Origin of the sequence: Dysgonomonas mossii (assembly GCF_004569505.1) — a bacterium.
GTDB lineage: Bacteria > Bacteroidota > Bacteroidia > Bacteroidales > Dysgonomonadaceae > Dysgonomonas.
The window spans coordinates 1-537 of sequence record NZ_SPPK01000033.1; the positions used below are offsets into that span (position 1 = coordinate 1).

Consider the following 537-nt stretch of genomic DNA (forward strand, 5'->3'; position numbering starts at 1 on the left):
CGGCCTTCCGCTGACCGCGCAGACGGTGAGCCAGATGGTGGACGCGGTGCTGGCCCTGCCCGAGGACACGCGCCTCATGGTGCTCGCGCCGGTGGCGCGCGACAAGAAGGGCGAGTTCACCGAACTCTTCGCGCAGATGCAGGGCCTGGGCTACGTGCGCTTCCGCGTGGATGGCGCCATCCTGGAGCACGAGATGCTCCCGCCGCTCAAAAAGACGGAGAAGCACGACATCGATGTGGTGATCGACCGCCTGAAGGTGCGCCCCGACGCGCAGCAGCGCCTGGCGGAGAGCATCGAGGCGGCCCTGCGCATCGGCCAGCAGGCGGGCGACGCCAACGGCCGCGTGGTCGCGCTGGAGATGGATTCCGGGCAGGAGCACCTGTTCTCCTCCAAGTTCGCCTGTCCCGTGTGCAGCTATTCGCTGCCCGAGCTGGAGCCGCGCCTGTTCTCGTTCAACTCGCCGATCGGCGCCTGCCCGACCTGCGACGGCCTGGGCCAGCACGAGGTGTTCGATCCGGCGCGCGTGGTGGCCTTTCC

The 537-nt window shown here is 69.1% G+C and carries 1 pseudogene; it reads left to right on the forward strand.

Going from position 1 to position 537, the window contains the following annotated elements:
* Positions 1–537 (forward strand): annotated as a pseudogene (locus tag E4T88_RS18465) (hypothetical protein); the annotation flags it as partial.